Genomic DNA, 19,652 nt, shown 5'->3' on the forward strand with positions numbered 1-19,652 from the left:
CGATCCTTCGGCGATTTCGCCGGACGTACGAAAAAGCGGGCTTCGGCCCGCTTTTTCTTTGCGCGGCTTTCGTGGTGCGGCACGGTGCCGGGCTTGCGATTCCGGATGCGGATCGACGCCTGCTAGGCTGCCCGCATCCAACGGGAGGGAACCGCATGGCGTCGGGATCGCAGGAACTGGAGCGTTTCGTCCACGAAGCGCTCTTGCATGGGGAGTCGAAGGCGTCGATCGCAAAGGCGCTGTCCGACGCGGGATGGCGCGACGAGCAGACGCGCGGCGTCATCGATGCGTATGCCGACGTGCCCTTCGCCGTGCCTGTTCCGCGACCGCGTGCGTCGCTGTCGGCGCGCGAGGCGTTCCTGTACCTGGTGATGTTCGCGTCGCTGTACTTCGCGACCTGGCATCTGGGCAGCCTGCTGTTCGACCTGATCAACATCGCCTGGCCCGACGCGGCCGACCCGAACTACGCGTGGCGCAGCTTCGACAGCTCGCTTCGCTGGTCGTGCGCGGCGCTGATCATCGCGTTTCCGGTGTTCGCGTTCGTGTCGTGGTTCGTCGGACGCGACGTCGCGCGCGATCCGATCAAGCGCCTGTCGCCGGTGCGGCGCTGGCTCACCTATCTGACCCTGTTCGTCGCTGCAGCGGTGCTCATAGGCGACCTCACCACGCTCGTGTTCAACCTGCTCGGCGGCGAGCTGACAACGCGCTTCGTGCTGAAGGTCGTCGTGGTCGGCGTGCTCGCCGGCAGCGTCTTCGGCTACTACCTGCAGGACCTGCGACGCGAGGAAGGCGCCGGCCCCGGCCGCATGTGGTCGGGACGGGGCTGGTTGATCGGCGCGGGCGTCGCGGTGCTGGCGGCGCTGGTGGCTGCGTTCTTCGTGATGCGCACGCCGATGGAAGCCCGCCAGGCGCGGCAGGACCAGCGACGCATCGAGGACCTCACCGCATTGAAGGCGGAAATCGAGGGCTGGACCCGCAGGACGGGCGAGCTGCCCTCGACGCTGTTCGAGCTGTCGCAGCAGCCCGGCGCGCGGGTGAACCTGGCGGACCCGTTCGACGCGCAGCCGTACGAGTACCAGGTCGTCAATGCGCGGCGATACCAGCTGTGCGCAAACTTCGTGACCGACAGCGCCGCCATTGCGGACGCCGCCGTGTACGCGGAGCGCCAGTGGCGCCATCCACGTGGCCGCCACTGCTTCGTGCTCACCGTCCCCGAACAGAAGGACGACTGAACCCGAAGTGTCACGAACCTGCCTGCCCGCCCGTCCTGGGAGCAGGCACCGTTCGAGACCTTCCCATGTGCACCGCAGTGAACAGCGATTTCGAAACCCATCGTCCGCGCCTGATGGCGCTGGCCTATCGATTGCTTGGCAGTCGCAGCGACGCCGAGGAGGTCGTGCAGGACGCCTGGTTGCGCTTGCACCAGGCCGATCGCGCGACGATCCGCGACCTCGAAGGCTGGTTGGTGACCACCACCACGCGCCTGGGCATCGACCGCCTGCGCTTGGCGCGCAACGAGCGCGAGGTGTACCCGGGCCCGTGGCTGCCGGAGCCGCTGACCGCCGACGATTCGCCCGGCCCCGAGCAGCAGGCGGACGTGGCGGGGCAGGTGTCGCTGGCGTTCCTCGCGGTGCTGGAAAAGCTCGGGCCCGAAGAACGTGCCGCGTTCCTGCTGAAGGACGTCTTCGATTACGACTACGCGCAGATCGCCGAACTGCTGGGCCATACCGAAGCCAACTGCCGCCAGATGGTGAGCCGCGCCCGCACGCGCGTGCAGCGCGATCACCCGCGATTCGCCGTCGAGCCCGACACGCACCGTCGCCTGCTGGAGCGCTTCATGCACGCGATGCAGCGCGGCGATCGCGATTCGATCATGGCGTTGCTGGCGGCCGATGCACGCCTCATCTCCGACGGCGGCGGCAAGGTCACGGCGGTGATCCGTCCGCTGGAAGGCGCACAGCGCATCGCCGACCTCTACTGGGCCGTTGCGCGCCGCACGACTGGCGCAAAGGAAGTCCGGATCGGCCACGTCAACGGCGAGCCCGCGCTGTTGCGCTTCCACGAAGGAAAGCTGCATTCGATCAGCACGATCGGCGTCGACGAGAACGGCCGCATCGCACAGGTGCTATCGGTGCTCAATCCCGACAAGCTGCGCGGCCTGATGGCGTGAGATCGCGCGAGCGAACCTCTCCCGCGAGCGGGAGAGGTTCCGCGGAGCTGTGACGCTTCACGCTTCCGGCAGCGGCTTGCGCAGGCCGACGTTGAGCACGTTCCAGGCGCGGATCGCCGCGACTGCGAAGGTCAGCTCGGCAACCTCGCGCTCGTCGAACTGCTCGCGGACCTGCTCGAGCGCATCGTGCGGCACCTGTGCCGTGCCGAGGGCGTTGAGCGTTTCGGTCCACGCCAGCGCCGCGCGCTCGCGGGCGTCGAACAGCGGGCTTTCGCGCCAGGCGGCGAGGGTATCGAGCTTGCGCTGGCTTTCGCCGGCCTTGCGCAGCATCGTCGAATGCATGTCCAGGCAGAACACGCAGCCATTGATCTGCGAGACGCGCAGCGACACCCATTCGACCAGCTTCGCGCCGAGCGGGCCCTTGTGCAGGCCGGTGCTGAGCTGGAGCAGGTGCTGGAAGGCGCTGGGCGCGAGGGCGGTGTAATCGAGTTCGGTGGCAGCGTTCATGTCGTTGTCTCTCATGTTGGCGGCCGCGGTGGCCGCTTCATGTACAAGGACGGACGAGAGGCATGCGCTGTGACAGGCCGGCCGGGCTATCCGGGGACGCGCCCGCGACTCACCGTTCCCGTGGCGAAACGCCGACCTGCGGCCACACGACGAGCACGAGCCGCTGCAGAACCGCGAGCGCCAGCGACGCGACCGTTGCGATCGCCACGGCCGCGCTCCACGCGATCCATGCATCGCCGCGCGCGCCGGAAAACACCAGCGCGAGGTTGCCGGCCATCGCAACCGACACCGGCAGCCACGCCAGCGCCACCAGCAGCGCGAGGAGCGAAAGCCTGCGCACCAGGCCTCGACGCGCGATCGACGCGCCACACGCCGCGATCGCGCACAGCCCGAACGCGGCCAGCGCATTACCGAGCGGCAGACCGCCCGGGAGCGCTGTTTCGAGATACGGCGCGCCGACGACGAGCGAGCCCAGCGCGAAGGCGGCGAGCGCAAGGAGTGCGGCGATCTTCCAGCCCGAGTGCATGTCGCGCGGTTCCGATGGCGAACGCCGAGCCTACGCAGCCCCGCTGCGCGCGACAAGGCGCGCGGCTCAGCTCGCCATGCGCAGCGTGGTCGTGGTTCCGCGGCCTTCGTCGGACGCGAAGTCCAGTCGCCATCCCAAGTGTTCGCACAGCCGCGAGATGAGATCGAGCCCGATGCCGCCGCCATCGCGTCCGCCACCGCGGGCGACGCGCGCGTAGATCTGGGCGATCTCTTCCGGCGTCATGCCGTGGCCGGGATCTTCGATGATCACCGTCGCCGGTGCTTCGAGCCGGATCGTGATGCGCCCGCGATCGCTGTGCTCGATCGCATTGCGCAGGAGGTTGCCGATGGCGACCTGGACGATGGGCAACGGCGCGACGATCTCGCACGGCCTCAGCCCGACGATGTCGAGCTGCAGGTCCTTGTCGCGCGTGAGGTGGCGATGATCCTCGACGATGCCCGGAATCAGCTCGTCGAGCGCAACGTGGTCGCTGGAACGTGCCAGGCGCGCCGGGTCCTTCGCCAGCACGAGAAGCAGCGACACGAGTTCTTCCACGCCGCGTGCCGTGCGCTGGATGCGCAGCAGCTGCCCGCGCGCAGGTTCGGGCAGATGCGGCTGCTGCAGCGCGATCTCGCTCGCACCCGCGATCACGGCCACCGGTGTGCGCAGCTCGTGGCTCGCGCTGTCGATGAACACGCGTTCCCGCTCGACGAAGCGGTCGTTGCGTTGCAGGTAATCGTTGAGGGCATCGGCGATGACCACCAGTTCGGCACTCGCCGTATCGGGCGTCGCGATGCGCTGGCCCGCCTGGTCGGGTCGAAGTGCCGCGATCGACTGGGCCATGTCGCGAAGCGGCTTGACGAGCCGGTTGACGCTCCACGCGATCGCGATGCACAGCAGCCCGACCAGCGTCACCGCCGAGCCGATCACCGTCAGGCCCATGTCGAACTCGCGTTCTTCCAGGTCGGTGATATCCAAAGCCAGCGCGAGCGGGCGGCCATCGACTTCGCGCACCAGCGCGACGCGCTCCACGCCGTCGATCATGATCTCGTCGTAGACGCCCGGCGGAACGCCGCGCAGCGGCGGCGGCATGTCTTCCGGAATGTGGCCATCGTAGAACGCGAGGCTTTCGGTGTTCGTCCAGGGGAAGGTGGGATCGCGCTCGTGAAGTTCGAGCAGGTGATCCATTTCCGAATCGAGCAGCGTCTGCCATACGAGGCTTTCGGCATGCTCGTTCACGATGAAGCCGTGCATGACCACGGCAATGGTCAGCACCACGACGTAGCCGAGCAGACCGAGCAGGATGCGCCGACGAAGTCCGGAACGCTTGGCGCTCACTCGATGGCCTCGCTCGCGATCGTTGCGACATCGCCGGCGACGATGCGATAGCCCACGCGCGGCAGCGTCTGGATCAGCTTCGTCGCGAATGGCCCATCCACGCTGCGGCGCAGTTCGTAGATGTGCGAACGGAGCATGTCGCCGTCGGGTGGATCATCGCCCCACAGCGCATGTTCCAGGCGGTCGCGCGTGACGGCGGCGGGGCTGGCCTGCATCAGCACTTCGAGCAGCTTCCGGCAGGCGGGGTACAGGTGCAGCGCATGGCCTGCACGAGTGGCTTCCAGCGTGCCCATGTCGAGCTTGAGGTCGCCCACCTGCAGCACCTTGTGGCGGCCGCGCCCGCGTGCGCGGGCGACCAGCGCTTCGAGCCGCACTTCGAGCTCGGGCAGGTGGAAGGGTTTGGTGAGGTAATCGTCGGCCCCGGCGCGAAATCCGGCGATCTTGTCGGGCAGTTCATCGCGCGCGGTGAGCATCAGCACGGGTGTGTCGCGGCCGGCATCGCGCAGGCGGCTGAGCACTTCGCGGCCGTCCATGCGCGGGAGCATCCAGTCGAGAACGATGGCGTCGAACTCCGTCGTGATCGCCAGATGCAGGCCGGTCGGTCCGTCGGGCGCCGCGTCGAGCGTATAGCCGCGCGCGTCGAAATATTCGAACAGGTTGGCGACCAGGTTGTGGTTGTCCTCGACGACCAGCACGCGCATGTCGGTCTCTGCCTCTTCTGGCGGCGCGCACGCGCCTGTGCCCATTGTGCGCCTGCCGGCATCGGAATGCCGTCGGAATCGCGGCCGGATCGCCTCGGCGAAATGCCCGATGAACGCCATCGCGCGGAGGGCGCCGATCCGACCGCATTCCGACACCCGCGTCGCGAGCATGCGCAGCGTTCCGATCACCGAATGCCTTCCGCTCCGTCATGCGCAGTGCGACCTCCACGTCCGTCATCCCGATGCACGCACGTCCCCGAATCCAGAACCTTCCGATGGACGTCCTGCCGCATGGCGGCGTGCGCTTCGCGATCACGCACGTGCTCCTGCCGCTGCTGGGCTTCGCATTGGCGCTGCTGGCGATGCGCTGGTCCGGTGGCGACCAGTGGCTGGCCGATCGCCTGTACGCGCTGCAGGGCGGACAGTGGGCGCTGCGCGACGCGTTCGTGACGCAGACGCTCATCCACCGGTTCGGGCGCTATGTCGGCATCGCGCTGTGGATCGGCGTGGTGGTGGCGTGGCTCGTCGCGCGACGTCGCGTCGAGTGGGCGCCGCTTCGCGCGCCACTGGCGTACCTCGCCCTCGCCGTCGCGCTTTCGGTGCTGTGCGTGGCGTGGGTGAAGTCCTGGTCGAACATGGACTGCCCGTGGGACCTCACGCGTTACGGCGGGCTGCGGCCCTTCGTCGGCCTGTGGGACGTGCGACCGCTGGGCCTGCAGCGCGGTGCGTGTTTCCCCGCCGGGCACGCGGGGGGCGGCTACGCGTGGCTCTCGCTGTACTTCTTCCTCGGCGCGGTGCGGCCGCGCTGGCGGTGGGCGGGGTTGGCCACCGGCATTGGCCTGGGCCTGCTCTTCGGCATCGCGCAGCAATTGCGCGGCGCGCATTTCGCCTCGCACGACCTCGCCTCGGCGGCGATCTGCTGGACCGTCGCCGTGGCGACGTGGCAGGTGTTCCGGCCGGCCATGGTGCGTTCGCGCCGACTCGCAGCGGGCACGCGCGCGCAGGGAACGCAGGCATGAGCTCGATCGTTTCGCGTCGCCCGTTCGACGAAGCGCAGCGCCGGTTCCGCCAGCTCCTCGCGATCCGCCCCGAAATGACGGTAGAACGCCTCGCGTTCTACGCCGCCGTCTTCTTCACCGTGTTCTGCAATGGCGCCTTCTTCCGTGCCGTCGGCGGCACGGGCGCGTTCGAGGGCGCGTCGGGATGGGGCGTCGCACTCAGCCTGGTACTGATGATCGGCGCGCTCAACATGCTGCTGCTGTGCCTGTTGCTCAATCGCTGGACGGTGCGTCCCGTGCTGACGGTGCTGATCCCCGTCACCGCGATGGCCGCGCACTTCATGAGCCGCTACACGGTGTATCTCGATGCGGACATGCTGCGCAACATCCTGCACACCGATGGCAAGAGAGTCGGGCGAACTGCTGTCGATCGGCATGCTGCCGGCGTTGTTGTCGCTCGGCGTGCTGCCCACGCTGATGGTGTGGCGCGTTCGCCTGAAGAAGCGCCCGATTGGCCGTGCGGTGCTTGTGCGGCTGGGCGCCATCGCGCTGTCGCTGCTCGTGGCGGGCGGCGCGATGATGGCCTCGTTCCAGGACCTGTCCGCGCTGATGCGCAACCACAAGGAAATCCGGCACCTCATCACGCCGGGCAATTACATCGTCTCGCTCGTGCGCGTGGCGCAGCACGATGGCGCGCAGCACCGTCCGAAGACGCCCATCGGCGTGAACGCGCACATCGTCGGTCGTGATCCCAGCGCCAAGCCGCGCTTGCTCGTCATCGTCGTGGGCGAAACCGTGCGCGCGCAGAACTGGGGCCTTAATGGATACGCACGCCAGACCACGCCGCAGCTGCGCGATATCGGGCCGATCAACTTCACCGACATGACCTCCTGCGGTTCGGCGACGGAAGTGTCGGTGCCGTGCATGTTCTCGCCGTTCGGTCGCGCGCATTACGACGAGGACCGCATCGCGCACACGCAGTCGCTGCTGAACGTGCTCGATCACGCGGGCATCGGCGTGCTGTGGCGCGACAACCAGACCGGTTGCAAGGGCGTGTGCGAAGGGCTGTCGTTCGAGTCGTTCGAACATGCGCGCGATCCGCAGGCGTGCACGGCCGAAGGTTGCCTGGACGAAGTGATGCTGCACGGGCTTGCGGGCGAGATCGCGCGCCGCCCCGGCGACCAGGTCGTCGTGCTCCACCAGCTCGGCAGCCACGGACCCAGCTATGCGAAGCGCTATCCCGAGCGGCTCCGCCGCTTCACGCCCACGTGCGAGACGGGCGACCTGGGCGACTGCACGCGCGACCAGATCGTCAACGCCTACGACAACTCGGTGCTGGCGACGGACGACTTCCTCGCGCGCACGATCCGTTTCCTCGCCGAGCAGTCCTCGCGCGACACGGCGATGATCTACCTGTCCGACCACGGCGAATCGCTCGGCGAGAACGGCCTGTACCTGCACGGCGTGCCGTACGCGATCGCCCCCGACACGCAGACGCACGTTCCGATGGTGATGTGGTTCTCGCCGGGTTTCGCGGCCGATCGCAAGCTCGACATCGATTGCATGAAGCAGGAAAGCCATGCGCCGGCGAGCCAGGACAACCTGTTCCACTCGGTCCTCGGCCTGATGCAGGTGAACACGCCGGAATACGACCGCAAGCTGGACCTGTTCGACCGCTGCATCGCGCCGGCGTAAGTCCGCCGGACCGCAGCACTCCGTTGCACCGGCGGGCAAGTGCCGGCGGTGGGCGGCCGCATGGCAGGCGTGCTGCGGTGCACACCGGGCTCATCCTGTGCCTTCGCGCCGGTGGCCCTGCCGGCACCGGAGCCGGCGATGTCGAAATCCTTCCTGTGGACTGCCCTGTTCACACTGGCCACGCTGGCGGCGCCTGTCGCGGCCGCAGAACTGGGCGTGCTCGCGCCCGTGCTCGCGAATGGCCAGCCGCAAACCCGACCGGATCCGACCGGGCATGCCGCACCGGTCGTCACGCGCGTGACCTCGGGCGCGCTGTACGCGCAGATCCAGCGGGAGGCGCGCGAGGGTTTCCTCGGCACCGTGCTCGCGCTGGACGAGAGCGCGCAACGCATTGCCGGCGCGAAAAGCACGACGCCGACGTGGCTGTACCTGTCGGCCGAAGATGGCGGCTTCGCGCGACGTGGATTCTGGCTGGAAGAGAGCGGTCGCCAGCGCTTCGTCGACGAACTCTTCGTCGATCTCGTCGTCGATGCCGACATCATCGACGACGGCGGTTTCGAGGAAATCTTCACGCACGAGATGGGGCACGTGTTCCTGCGCCGGCTCATGCCGGGCCTGCCGTACGGCTGGTCGCGCACGCCGCACAGCAGCATGAGCGTGACCGACTACCCGACCGCGTTCGACGAAGGCTTCGCCACGCATTTCCAGAGCCTGGTGCGCCGCCATTCGCACAATCCGAAACTGGAAGACCTCACGCTTGGCCTGGGCGCCAAGCCCTTCGTGCCGCTCTGGTTGAGCAATCTCGACCGCGCCGGGCGCATCGACGGCGTGCGCCGGAACCTGTTCGTGCAGCAGCAGCTCGTCCCGCCGGGCAGCGACGCAGATGCGTGGTCGCGCGCCAACGAAAGCACCGCCTTCGACATGGCGCGGCTGCGCAACGGCCAGCAGATGCTGTCGTCCGAAGGCGTCATCGCCACGCTGTTCCATCGCTGGCTCGTGCCGGGCGAAGGCTCGCGCGAGGCGATCGTGTCGCGCTATTCGCAGCTGTTCCGCACGATGGCCGCGGCCACCGCGCGCGGGTGGACGATGAAGGCGGACACGCCGATGTTCCTGGACCTGGTCGATCGCTACTGCGCAGACGTGCCGGTCGATTGCACGCGCATCCGCAACCTCGTGCTCGACACGACCTACGGCGCGACCGCGGGCGCCACGCTACCGCGCACGACCGAGGCGATGGCCGAACGCGGACGCATCGGCGACATGGCCGGGTTCGTCGCGGGCCTGAAGCAGGCGCGTGCGCAGATGACGCAATTGCAGGCCGCCGTGGCGCAGGATCCAAAGCGGATGCGCGCGATGCTGGGCCCGGACATCTGGCTGCTTGGCCACACGCCGATCAAGCCGCCGGGCCTGCCGTCGAACGAAGTCGCGGTGAACCTCAATACGGCCGAAGTGGAACAGCTGCGCACGTTGCCCGGCATCGATGCGGCCACTGCCGAACGCGCGTTGCGAAGTCGACGCGAGAACGGCGCGTTCGTCGACATTGCCGATTTCGCACAACGCAGCGGGCTGGATGCCGCGGCGTCGTCATCGCTGCAGGCGGCGGCTTCGGCCCTGCAGAAGACGGGTTTGAACGAGCGGCGCTGAACTCCAGCTTCAGTGCAGGCTCACCCGTCCGTATCGCGCTCGAACAGGTCGCTCTGTGCGATCGGCACGTCCTCGCGGTCGATGAAACCTGACAGGCCGACGCCCACCAGCCGATAGCGCGTGTCCGCCGGCAGCGGCACGCGGGCACGCAGGTCGCAGGCGATACGTGTCAGCTGTTCCAGGCTCGCCGGGCGCTCCGTCGGCGTGAGGCTGCGCGTGAGGATGCGGAAGTCGGCAGTCTTCAGCTTCAGCACGATGGTGCGCGCAACGCGTTCGGGATCGCGCTCGAGTTCGCGGCCGTATCCTTCCCAGGTCTTCTCGGCGAGCCGGTGGATGTGCGGCTCCAGCTCGTACAGCGGCAGGTCGCGTTCGAAGGTGTCTTCGGACGAAATCTGCAGGGTGGGACGCTCGGGTTCGACCGGGTTGTGGTCGATGCCCAGCGACAATTCGTGCAGCCGGCGACCCCAGCGGCCGAAGCGCAGTTCCAGTTCGGCCGCGCCCAGTTCGCGAAGATGCGCCACGGTTTCGATGCCGAGCTCCTGGAGCTTTGCTTCCATCACCTTGCCGACGCCCGGCAGCCGGCCGACGGGCAAAGGCGCCAGAAACGCCTCCACCTGGTGCGGCCGGACGACGAAGAGCCCGTCAGGCTTGCGCCAGTCGGAGGCGATCTTCGCCAGGAACTTGTTCGGCGCGACGCCGGCGGAGGCGGTGAGCTGCGTTTCCTCGCGGATCGCCTCGCGGATCGCCTGTGCGGTGGCGGTCGCGGTCGGCAGACCCGTCTTGGTCTGGCTGACGTCGAGGTAGGCCTCGTCCAGCGAGAGCGGCTCGATGAGGTCGGTGTGCCGCGCGAAGATCTCGCGCACCTGCCGCGACACCGCCTTGTAGCGCGTGAAATCCGGCGGGACGAAAACGGCCTGCGGGCATAGGCGCTCGGCGCGGATCGCCGGCATGGCCGAGCGCACGCCGAAGGTGCGCGCCTCGTAGCTCGCCGCGCACACCACCGAGCGCGCACCGCGCCAGGCGACGACCACCGGCCGCCCGCGCAGGGACGGGTCGTCGCGCTGTTCGACGGACGCGTAGAAGGCGTCCATGTCGACATGGAGGATCTTGCGGGGCGGTGCGGACACGGGCGTGGTGCGGCCGGGCGGCGTTTGTTAGTCAAAATGCTAACAAGTGCGGACGGCGCGGTCACGTGCCGTGTCCAGCGCATGGCTTACGCCTGAAGTGCCTTCATCCCGGCGAAGGCCGGGACCCAAGCTGGCATGGCCTCCGTCCGAGGTGACCGAAGGTCTTCCCGGGCGCTCGACGGGGCGATGGCGCTGCAACGCAGAGGGCCTGGGTCCCGGCTTCCGCCGGGATGACGGGTCAAGGGCGTTCGCCGCGCCTACGCCGCATCCTCATCGCGCGAAAGCACCGCCCGCTTCCCACCGTCGCGCACGGTGCGCACGTGTTCCGACACCTGTCGCTGCATCGCGTCGAACGCATCTCGCACGGCGATATAGGCGTCCTCGTGCGAATGATCCTTCGTCGGCGTGCGGCCGGATTCGAACGTCGCGCCGGGCATCACCGCGTGCACGTGGACGAGGTAGCGGTTGCCGTGCTGATGGCGGTGTTCGGCATGGCGGACGGCGACATCGCACGACTGAAGCTGCGGTGCGACCTGCCACAGCTTGTGCGCGTGGCGCAGGATGTCCGCGCGCAGTGCATCGGACACGGGCAGGCCTTCGAAGCGGATCGTGACGTCATGTTGGATGGGGGCTCCGTTACGGTGGACACGCCTCCATTTGCGGTGCCGCCCGATGCGATGTCAGCTTGAAACTTGCACGTGGCCGCGTGCATGGTGGTGTCGCATGATGTCGGACTGGCAACGCGCCCGATGAGCACCTATTCCCTCCCATCGCTGTTCTCGCCCGCATCCGTTGCCGTGATCGGCGGCAGCCCGCGCGAGCGCTCGATCGGTCGCGCGGTGCTGCGCAACCTGCAAGCCGGCGGCTTCGCCGGCAGCATCGGCCTGGTGAATCCGCGGCATCGCGAGATCGAGGGCGTCGCGTCCGTCGCGCGCGTGGCCGACCTGTCCTTCGTGCCCGAACTGGTGCTGATCGCCACACCGGCCGCGATGGTCCCCAAATACGCGAAGGCCGCCGCTGAGCACGGCGCTTCCGCCGCGGTCGTGCTGAGCACCGGGCTGGGGCAGGGCGAAGGGTCGTTCGCAGCCGAGTTGCAGGACATCGCGCGCACGCACGGCATGCGCCTGGCCGGGCCCAACAGCCTGGGCGTGATCGCGCCGCATGCGCGGCTCAACGCGAGCTTCGCCGCGCACACGCCGCTGCCGGGCGACATCGCGCTGGTGTCGCAATCGGCCGCGATCGCCGCCGCGCTCGTCGAATGGGGCGTAAGCCGCGAGATCGGCTTCTCCGCCATCGCCACGCTGGGCGACGCACTGGACGTCGATTTCGCCGATCTTCTCGATTACTTCGCGCGCGACCGGCATTCGCGCGCGATCCTGCTGTACGTCGAATCTATCCGCGACGCGCGCAAGTTCATGTCGGCCGCGCGCGCGGCCGCACGGTTGAAGCCGGTGGTGGTCGTGAAGTCCGGCCGGCATGCGCCGCGCGCCATCGCGCCGCACACGCACGCGGCCGCGCTCGCTTCGCCCGACGCGGTGTACGCGGCCGCGTTCCATCGCGCCGGCATGCTGCGCGTGCGTGCGTTGAACGAGCTGTTTTCCGCGGCCGAAGCGCTGAGTCGCGTCGAATCCTTGCCCGGACGACGACTGGCGATCTTCGCCAATGGCCGCGGCACGGGCGCGCTCGCCGCCGATCGCCTGCTCGACATGGGCGGCACGCTGGCGTCGATCTCCGACGAGGCGCGCGCGCACCTGCAGCCGATCGCATCGAACGCGTGGCCGGGCACGAATCCGGTGGATTTCTACGGCGACGTCGATCATGCGTCGTACGCCGACGCGTTCCGCGCGCTGGCGACGGACGATGCGAACGATGCGCTGCTCGTGCTCAACACGCCGACTGCGCTGATGGACGCGCACAGTCGTGCCGACGCGCTTGCACGGGCGCGCGAGTCGCTGCCGTGGCAGGCGCGGAAGAAGCCGGTGTTCGCCGTGTGGCTGGGCGCGGACGAGGCCGCGGCCGACCGGCTCAATGCCGCGCGCATTCCCAACTATCCAACCGAAGCCGACGCCGTGCGCGGCTTCATGTACCTGGTGCGCCATCGCGAAGCGAAGCTGACGCTGATGGAAACGCCGCCGAGCCTGCCCGACGATTTCGTCGTCGATACGGAAACGGCGCGCGGCATCGTCGAGGGCGCGATCAAGGCCGGCCGCCGCTGGCTCGATCCCATCGAAGTCACGCGCGTGCTCGGTGCGTATGGCATTCCGATCACGCCGGTGGCGCGTGCGCGCGACGCGGATGAAGCCGCGCGTGTCGCCGCGCAATGGCTCGCCGAAGGACTGCAAGTCGCGGTGAAGGTCCTGTCGCCCGACATCGAGCACAAGTCCGACGTCGATGGCGTCCGGCTGAACCTGCCCAGCGGGCAGGCCGTGCGCGATGCGACCGCGTCGATCCTGCAACGCGCGCGCGATGCGCGGTCGGACGCGCGCATCGAAGGCGTGACGGTGCATCCGATGATCGTGCGTACCAAGGCGCGCGAGCTGATCGCCGGCGTCGCGGACGACGAAACCTTCGGTCCCGTCATCGTGTTCGGCCGCGGCGGCACGGCGGTGGAAGTCATCGACGACAAGGTACTGGCGCTGCCGCCGCTCGACCTGCGCCTCGCACACGAGATGATCGGCCGCACGCGCGTGTCGCGCATCCTAAAGGCGTATCGCGACGTACCCGCCGCCGACGAGCGCGCCGTCGCGCTGGTGCTGGTGAAGCTCGCGCAGCTGGTCGTCGACGTGCCGGACATCCGCGAGGTCGACATCAACCCGCTGCTGGCCGACAAGGACGGCCTGATCGCGGTGGATGCGCGCATCGGCGTGTCGCGTTCGCGCCGGCTCCACAAGGGGCGCGGGCATCCGCGCCTGGCGATCCGTCCGTATCCGAAGGAATGGGAACGCAACATCGTGCTGTCGGACGGCGCGACCGCCTTCGTGCGGCCAGTGCGGCCGGAAGACGATGCGATGTTCCGCGAGTTCTTCGGGCGCGTGTCGGACGAAGACCTGCGCATGCGCTTCTTCCAGACGGTGAAGCATTTCAGCCACGAGTTCATCGCGCAGCTCACGCAGCTGGACTACGCGCGCTCGATCGCGCTGGTCGCCATCGATCCGCCGACCGGCGAAATGCTCGGCGCCGTGCGTCTGCATGCCGATGCGAATTACGACCGCGGCGAGTACGGCATCCTGGTGCGCTCGGACCTGAAGGGCCACGGCCTGGGCTGGCGGCTGATGCAGATCATGATCGAGTACGCGCGATGGCTCGGCCTGCGTTCGGTCGAGGGCGAGGTGCTGCAGGAAAACCGCACGATGATCGAGATGTGTCGTGCGCTGGGCTTTTCGGTCGTCACCAATCCCGACGATGCAAGCCTGGTGACGGTGTCGCTGCGGATCGGGGACATGCCGACGTAAGTACGGCGCGACGCCCGTAAACGCCCAGGCGAGGCCGGGCAGGGCACATGGCTCTCGCTTTCCCCGCCGCGCCCCGCGTTTCAGCGGCTCATGCCGATGGAAAAAGCGCCGCGCGAGTCACTTGAAGTGCCGGCGCCGACAAAAAAACCGTCACGCATGCCGCTTCAAGTGCATGCGATGGCGAACAAAGTGCTTCGCGCGCCACCTTTTTCATTGCCCCGTGGCGAAAAAAGCGCCGTCGATGGCACTCAAAGTGTCGCCCGTGCCGCTTCAAGTGCCGACGCTGGCGAAAGAGGCGTCACGCGTGGCGCTTTTCTCATTGCTCCCGAGTCAGAAAAGCGCCATCGCCGGCACTTCAAGCGCCGACGTGGTCGCTCAAAGTGCCAACGCTGGCACTTCAAGCGTCATGCTTGCCGCCTTTTTCGCCACGCGAAGCACTTTCCGCGAAAGCTGGAACCCACCTTGCTTTCGCTTGCATTCGTCATCCCGGGCTGCACCCTGCGCATCGCTTCTGATCCGTCATCCCGGCGAACGCCGGGACCCAGGCCCGCAACGCATGGACCCTCCCACAAAACCATCACCCGGCCCGCCACGCATGGAAAACCCGCCTCGACCGTGGCCCCAACCTGTCCACGGGACACCAGAACACCCCCTCCGTCGACCCTTCATTTTCCGTGCGCCCTGTCGCTAAACTCGGGTGGGGACAATAGGGGATGGGTATGGATACTCGCGTGGCATGGCGGGCGCTGTGTGCGGCCGCTGCACTTTTCTTCGGACTGGCGCGGGCGGCGGAGCCGGCTCCCGAGCTTCCAGGCGCGCAATCGGCAATGGCCATCGCCAAGGTCGAAGAGGCCACCCAACTCGCCTATGACGAAGCGCTCGCCGCGCTGGATGCCGCCATCCAGCAGGCGCCCGGCGACATCGAACTCGCCATCGCGCGATGCCGCTTCCTGCAGTTCTATGGCGACTCGGAAGGTGTCCGCTGGATTCCCGGCGCGGAGGACACCTTCGCACCCTGCATCAAGGACCTGCGCGAGCGCTGGCCGACCGCGCCGCAGGTGGCGCTGTTCGAAATGGAATCCCTCTTCGGCGAGGAAGCCGTCACGCGCGGCGAAGCCCTCCTGAAGACCGCCGACCAGTGGCCGGAGGAGTCCCGTCGCGAGCTGCTGGTCCAGACGTCGGTGGGCCACGAGTTCAGTGGCAGCGGCAACCCGGAACGGGCCGGCGAACTGGCCCTGATGGCCGTCCAGTTGGGGGACACGTCCCGTACCGGCGCCGCGGCACTGTACCTGACGAACCAGAAGAAGCTGGACGAGGCGGCCGCCCTGCTGGCGAAGGCCGCGCCGTCGGAAGATCCGATGGATGTGGCCGCGCGCGTCAAGGCCGCCGTCGCATTCCCTGACCCGAAGGCCGGCGTGGCGGAACTGCGCCGCCAGCCGAAGTTGATGGAGTTCGTCGACCGTGAAGCGACTGCGCGCGCCTACATGCGAGCCGGCGATTTCGCCTCGGCGCAGCGCGTGCTCAAGGACGTCTGCATCAAGTGCGAAGCGACCCGTTCGCTCAAGTTCGAGGCCGCCATGGGCGCCCGCGACTACGCCGGCGCGGCCAAGCTGGTGGACCTGACCGATCGCCCGAACTTCGCCGGCCACCTCTCGCGCTTCACCACGCTGGCGATGGCCGCGCCGCTCACGCTGGTCAACCCGAGCATGCTGCCGGGTGTGGCGATCTGCCTCGCGTGGCTGTTGGTCCTGCTGCTGGCGCCAGGCGTGGTGCTGGTGCCAGCGCACTACCGCGGGCTGGCGCGGCGCTTGAAGGGCAAGGCCAGCGAACCGTTGTTCCCGGCCATCGGACTGAAGCGCGCGTGGTATGGCGCGGCCGTCGCGTTGATCGTCCCGATGCTTGTGCTGATGCTGGTGCGACCGGCTGCGTTGGCCGAGCTGTTCAACGGCAACGCGGCGACATCGGCGCAGATGTTCCGTGCCTTCCTCATCGCGGAAGGCACGGCGTTGCTGATACTCGCGCCGGCGCTGGTCGGCATCACACGGCGCCAGTTCCTCGGCGACCGCACCGCACTGCGCACGTGGTGGATCGTGCTGCTGATGTGGGGCGCGCTGATCGCCATCGGCTGGGTGCTGACCGTCGTGCAGACCCGGCTGGGCGTGAACCTGGAAACGACCCAGACGCGCATGGTCGCCGCGATGGTCGAAGGCGGCGCGCAGCTTGGCGGCCCGATGCTGTCGCTGCTGATCCTGGCGCTGATCGGCCCGGTCTTTGAAGAGTTCGTGTTCCGCGGCCTGATCCTGGGCGGCCTGTCGCGCCACATCAGCTTCGGCTGGGCGAACACGCTGCAGGCACTCGGCTTCGCCGCCATGCACGACGACCCGCCGCGCTTCCTCTATTACTTCGCCATGGGCCTGTTCGGCGGGTGGCTGGTGAAGCGCACCGGCTCACTGGCGCCGACGATTGCGCTGCATGTGCTGAACAATGCGGTGGCGGTGGGGGTGCTGTTGTGGGTGAGGTAACAGCCGAATGCCATCGATGAACCGAACTTGCGCTAGACCAGACAGCGGCTGGCGTGTATCTCCCGCAAAGAATCGACGAAGTGCAATGCCAAGCTTGCCGCTGCTGGGACAGCAACCTAAAGGATCATAGAAATGAAGATCAATCGGATGAGCGTGCTGCTTAGTTTTATGCAAGAGCGACTTGGCTCACTGAATGCACGAGCCAGAAGCGCATCGCTATCCTACTGGCATCTTCGAAAATGGTTTCAGGTGGATGGGACTGAGGTCGCTGACAAGGAGCTTCGCGGGTTATTAGACGCCGCCCGCAAGTCGCCAACAGGTTACTCGCGCCCAAGCAAGGATCGTCGCGTACTTTTCTGGATTCAAAAGTTCGAGGCCGTCGCAATTGTTGAGTTTGACAGCGCCATATACGCGCCAGCCCAAGGCGTCGCAAAGCGAGCTCTAGATCGAATTGTTGATGATTCAATCAATGAGTATCGAGCCACGCACGACACACACACGGGGCTAAAGAATCGTGTTGCATTCGATCAGGCTCTCTTAGATGAGATCGGTCGTATGCCGAGTAACAGTGCGACTACTGTTGCGCAGGACGCCTCGCAGTCCGCCCCAGAGCATTCAGTGGTACTGGCGTCTCTGGATATTGATCACTTCAAGACGATAAACGATCGGTTTGGACATGGGTACGGAGACATGGTGCTCGCTGCACTCGCCGCCCGTATGGAGGCCGTCGGTATTGAGGTCGTGAGTGAGTCGGGCGGCAAGGTGTCCGTTGAGGTTTTTCGTCTTGGCGGGGAGGAGTTTCAGGTTCTCATCAGTGGTCCCGTGAGCGAACAAGAAGGTGGCGAGGTTGCGAACCGAATCTCACAGGCGATCAGGGGCGACCTTCTTCCCAACAAAAAGGAGTATGAGTGGCTCAGTCGGACCGAATTTGCAGACGGTACCCCTCTCCCGCATGACTCAGATCGAAAGGTCACCGTAAGTGTCGGCGTGGCAACTGCTTTGGTAACTCGTGATAAACCGAGTGAGGTTGCGAAGAGACTTAAGCGGCAAGCTGACTTGGCACTTTACTCGGCAAAGATTGGAGGCCGAGACCGTGTCCGCCACTTCCTTCAGATCTTAGACAGTGGCGGCCGCGTTAGCTTCATTGATCAGAATAATGGAATCCTTTCGATTGACATCGGGCGTGAGGTGGGCGTCAAGAAGGGGCAGGAGTTCTTCTTGTATCCGCCTAAGTACGCCGGTAATACCGACTTCTTCCTGGGCGAAGGCCGCTCGCGGAAGCGGATGGGAATGTATCCTAAGTTTCGGGCTGCTCGTGTCGCTGCCTTTGACGTTCAGAACGATGTCTCGTTCTGCAGAGTGGTAGAGCGCGAGCGCGGTGTACGAGAGATCGAAGAGGGGTCCACGCTCGAAGCGATACCGTTGGGTTCGATCTCACATCTCATAGGGGAATTGGACGGTGTTTCAAAGTTCGAGGCTCAGGAGGCTTTTCGGCAGGATGTCGCGACAATGGCGACCAAAGGCGGTGTCGCAGTAATCGCGGTATCGCTGAACGATATAGAGCGAATCTCCGAAGAGAAGGGCTTAGACAAGGCCAACGAGTGTTTAGGGCGTGTAGGGCAGCACGTGCTCGCTTCTTTGAAGTCGAAGGGTAAGTTCGGACAAGCAAGCTTGGGCGGGTTTCTGGCTGCGATCAACGCCTCCAGTCCTAAGGAAGTAGGTCAGCTCGCCAAGTCGCTCTTTGACGGCCTCTCAGCTCAGGTTGATGGGGTTTCATTCGGCGTCGGCTGGGCCTTTCAGGCTCAGCCAGAGGTCGTGAAGGAGGGCGAAGAGGATGGAGAGGAAGGTGAGAGCGGCGGGAATGATAAGAATTTGCTGAACGATGTCCGTGGCTTGGTTGATGCTGCACTCTTGGCAGCGATTGAGAGCGCGGAGCGGAAGGCAGCTGCTCGCTTCACCGTCGCGCTGTGGGCAACCGCGCTGGCGCGGGTACGTAAGGCAGGTGAATACAACCGTCTGATGGCTGACTTCGAACTCTTCTCCGGATTGGGGCTCTCGTCTCCTTACGCAGAGACTCAGATGGCGTTCCTGTACTCGTCGGGCCCAAAGCGGAACGCCGAGCTTGCGGAGTCCATGTTTCGTCAGGCAGCTTCGAGGCCGGAAATCCCACTTATTCGCGCGAACTTGGGTTGTTATCTGATAGCGGCCGGAAAGATTGAGGAAGGATTCGATATCGTCCGGGATATGGAGATGCCGGAAAGTTACATGGCTACGTTGTTCTATGGCGCGCTTCGTGCCTTGAATGCTGAAGGGTTTGCCGCTTTTGTTGAAAGCAAGCGCGCATTCGTTCCTAGGGCTATGGAAGGTGAGCGAGTTTGGCTTAGCAATAAGGAGCTAAATGAAATTTCGGAGGCTCTGAAGGTTCATCTGTCGGAGCGCGTGGCCGCAGAAACGCAGTAACGCACAAAGAGTTGTGCGCATGAGCATCAAATCACTCGGGTACGGAATTGCCGCTTTCCTCGCCGCCTATGCATTGATGGCGTTCTTTGCAAACGCTTTGGTGGAAGCCGGCGTGTACGCGTCGGGCGGCGTGGTGATCCAAATCATGGGCTACCTGGTGCCCGTGTTCGCAGGCTACGTGGCGGCGAGTAAGGCGCCACGTTGGCGTATCGCGCACGGAATCGTCGGTGGCTCCATCGGCATCATGCTGGCTATGCTGGCTCCAATGCTAATAGACCCCGAGTACACACCGAGTGGAACGCTCGTGATCCTTGTCTGGTTTGCCGTGCTTGCCGCGCTGGGTGCCGTTTTCGGCGATCACGTAGCAAAGAAGAGGGCAGCTTGATCTCTTCGTCGCGGCCGACGGCGACTCATCTCGCGCGCACCGCCCGAGGTCAGCGCGGCTTGAAGCACCACTGCGACAAAGGCTGATTGCTCGCCGCTCACCGTCATCAGCACACTCGCTCTCAAGG

General features: G+C 66.3%; 15 protein-coding genes and 1 pseudogene. 10 read left to right on the forward strand and 6 right to left on the reverse strand.

Features of this window, described 5'->3' with window-relative positions; genetic code table 11:
• Positions 1-155 precede the first annotated feature (155 nt).
• Both ABIE51_RS08420 and ABIE51_RS08425 read left to right on the forward strand, forming a co-directional pair.
• Positions 156-1,232, forward strand: coding sequence for a DUF5671 domain-containing protein (locus ABIE51_RS08420; RefSeq protein WP_192630381.1), 1,077 nt, complete (start codon positions 156-158; stop codon positions 1,230-1,232).
• Between the two features lie 65 nt (positions 1,233-1,297).
• Entirely contained in the window at positions 1,298-2,170 is an 873-nt protein-coding gene (locus ABIE51_RS08425; RefSeq protein ID WP_502913266.1) for an RNA polymerase sigma-70 factor, read from the forward strand.
• A gap of 57 nt (positions 2,171-2,227) precedes the next feature.
• On the opposite strand, the gene ABIE51_RS08430 is transcribed toward ABIE51_RS08425, so the two are convergent.
• The 4 genes from ABIE51_RS08430 to ABIE51_RS08445 form a co-directional block, all read right to left on the reverse strand.
• Entirely contained in the window at positions 2,228-2,677 is a 450-nt protein-coding gene (locus ABIE51_RS08430) for a carboxymuconolactone decarboxylase family protein (RefSeq protein WP_192630382.1), read from the reverse strand.
• 109 nt (positions 2,678-2,786) lie between these two features.
• Entirely contained in the window at positions 2,787-3,203 is a 417-nt protein-coding gene (locus tag ABIE51_RS08435) for a hypothetical protein (RefSeq protein WP_192630383.1), read from the reverse strand.
• A 66-nt stretch (positions 3,204-3,269) separates the two neighbouring features.
• Positions 3,270-4,541 (reverse strand): sensor histidine kinase, encoded by a 1,272-nt coding sequence (locus ABIE51_RS08440; RefSeq protein ID WP_354503828.1) that lies wholly within the window; start codon positions 4,539-4,541, stop codon positions 3,270-3,272.
• Positions 4,538-5,242 (reverse strand): response regulator transcription factor, encoded by a 705-nt coding sequence (locus ABIE51_RS08445; RefSeq protein WP_115841012.1) that lies wholly within the window; start codon positions 5,240-5,242, stop codon positions 4,538-4,540. Before ABIE51_RS08445 ends, ABIE51_RS08440 begins: the two co-directional genes overlap by 4 nt.
• A gap of 275 nt (positions 5,243-5,517) precedes the next feature.
• On the opposite strand from ABIE51_RS08445, the gene ABIE51_RS08450 reads away from it, so the two are divergent.
• The 4 genes and pseudogenes from ABIE51_RS08450 to ABIE51_RS08460 all read left to right on the forward strand — a co-directional run bounded on the left by ABIE51_RS08450 (position 5,518) and on the right by ABIE51_RS08460 (position 9,579).
• Positions 5,518-6,261, forward strand: coding sequence for a phosphatase PAP2 family protein (locus ABIE51_RS08450; RefSeq protein WP_192630384.1), 744 nt, complete (start codon positions 5,518-5,520; stop codon positions 6,259-6,261).
• Between the two features lie 230 nt (positions 6,262-6,491).
• Positions 6,492-6,584: pseudogene (locus ABIE51_RS19340) on the forward strand (phosphoethanolamine transferase domain-containing protein); the annotation flags it as partial.
• Positions 6,585-6,639: 55 nt separating this feature from the next.
• On the forward strand, positions 6,640-7,935 hold the full coding sequence (locus ABIE51_RS08455; protein WP_502913267.1) for a phosphoethanolamine transferase: 1,296 nt from the start codon (positions 6,640-6,642) through the stop codon (positions 7,933-7,935).
• A 138-nt stretch (positions 7,936-8,073) separates the two neighbouring features.
• Positions 8,074-9,579: a ComEA family DNA-binding protein gene (locus tag ABIE51_RS08460; protein WP_354503831.1), complete on the forward strand. Its 1,506-nt coding sequence runs from the start codon at positions 8,074-8,076 to the stop codon at positions 9,577-9,579.
• Between the two features lie 20 nt (positions 9,580-9,599).
• Here ABIE51_RS08460 and dinB read toward each other — a convergent pair whose 3' ends face one another.
• The gene (gene dinB / locus ABIE51_RS08465; RefSeq protein ID WP_192630386.1) at positions 9,600-10,706 is read right to left on the reverse strand and encodes a DNA polymerase IV; all 1,107 of its coding nucleotides are present in this window, start codon (positions 10,704-10,706) and stop codon (positions 9,600-9,602) included.
• A gap of 257 nt (positions 10,707-10,963) precedes the next feature.
• A complete protein-coding gene (locus ABIE51_RS08470) occupies positions 10,964-11,380 on the reverse strand; it encodes an HPF/RaiA family ribosome-associated protein (protein WP_354504840.1) in 417 nt (138 codons plus the stop codon).
• A gap of 75 nt (positions 11,381-11,455) precedes the next feature.
• On the opposite strand from ABIE51_RS08470, the gene ABIE51_RS08475 reads away from it, so the two are divergent.
• The 4 genes from ABIE51_RS08475 (at position 11,456) to ABIE51_RS08490 (ending at position 19,525) form a co-directional block, all read left to right on the forward strand.
• Entirely contained in the window at positions 11,456-14,158 is a 2,703-nt protein-coding gene (locus ABIE51_RS08475; protein ID WP_192630388.1) for a bifunctional acetate--CoA ligase family protein/GNAT family N-acetyltransferase, read from the forward strand.
• Between the two features lie 827 nt (positions 14,159-14,985).
• A complete protein-coding gene (locus ABIE51_RS08480; RefSeq protein ID WP_192630389.1) occupies positions 14,986-16,680 on the forward strand; it encodes a CPBP family intramembrane glutamic endopeptidase in 1,695 nt (564 codons plus the stop codon).
• A gap of 132 nt (positions 16,681-16,812) precedes the next feature.
• Entirely contained in the window at positions 16,813-19,140 is a 2,328-nt protein-coding gene (locus tag ABIE51_RS08485; protein WP_192630390.1) for a GGDEF domain-containing protein, read from the forward strand.
• A gap of 19 nt (positions 19,141-19,159) precedes the next feature.
• Entirely contained in the window at positions 19,160-19,525 is a 366-nt protein-coding gene (locus ABIE51_RS08490; protein ID WP_192630391.1) for a hypothetical protein, read from the forward strand.
• Positions 19,526-19,652 lie beyond the last annotated feature (127 nt).

Source organism: Lysobacter sp. OAE881, assembly GCF_040546665.1.
Taxonomy (GTDB): Bacteria; Pseudomonadota; Gammaproteobacteria; order Xanthomonadales; family Xanthomonadaceae; genus Lysobacter_J; species Lysobacter_J soli.